Here is a 640-nt window from a genome sequence, read left to right on the forward strand (position 1 = left end):
TGCGATGAATGTCGGCAAATCCACGATGGATAAGTTCGACAACTGAAAGAAGAGCGAGCGGGAAAATCACCCATAGCTTCACCCATGACACCTGAGCAGATTGAGATACGTGAGTTGAAGAAAAGATTTCAACGCGTTGAAATGGAAAGAGATATATTAAAAAAGGCTACCGCGCTATTGATGTCAGACTCCCTGAACAATTCTCATTAGTTGAGAAACTCAGGGCGCGGTTTCCTGTTGCCGTTGTGTGCAACGTGTTTGGGGTTCATCGCAGCAGTTATAAATACTGGCGGCAGCCCAGAAAGCCTGACGCCACGAGAGTGGCATTACTGAGCCTTGTGCGTGAAGTTTATCGCGAAAGTAACGGCTCAGCAGGAGTGCGAAGTATTGCCGCGATGGTCACCACCAAAGGTATAAAACTGAGCCGCTGGCGGGCAACAAAGCTGATGAAAGCGCTCAATATTATCAGCTGTCAGCAACCTGGCCATCGTTATAAGAAGGCGTCTAAGGAACACATTGAGATCCCTAATTATCTGGATCGCCAGTTTGCTGTTACCGAGCCTAATCAGGCCTGGTGCGGTGATGTGACTTATATCTGGACGGGAAAACGCTGGGCTTATCTGGCTGTTGTACTCGATTT

General features: G+C 48.1%; 1 pseudogene. It reads left to right on the forward strand.

What is annotated here, in order from left to right:
- Positions 1 to 33: 33 nt before the first annotated feature.
- A pseudogene (locus Q2T71_RS23290) lies at positions 34 to 640 on the forward strand (IS3 family transposase); the annotation flags it as partial.

Source organism: Yersinia sp. 1652 StPb PI (assembly GCF_041538345.1).
GTDB lineage: Bacteria > Pseudomonadota > Gammaproteobacteria > Enterobacterales > Enterobacteriaceae > Yersinia > Yersinia enterocolitica_E.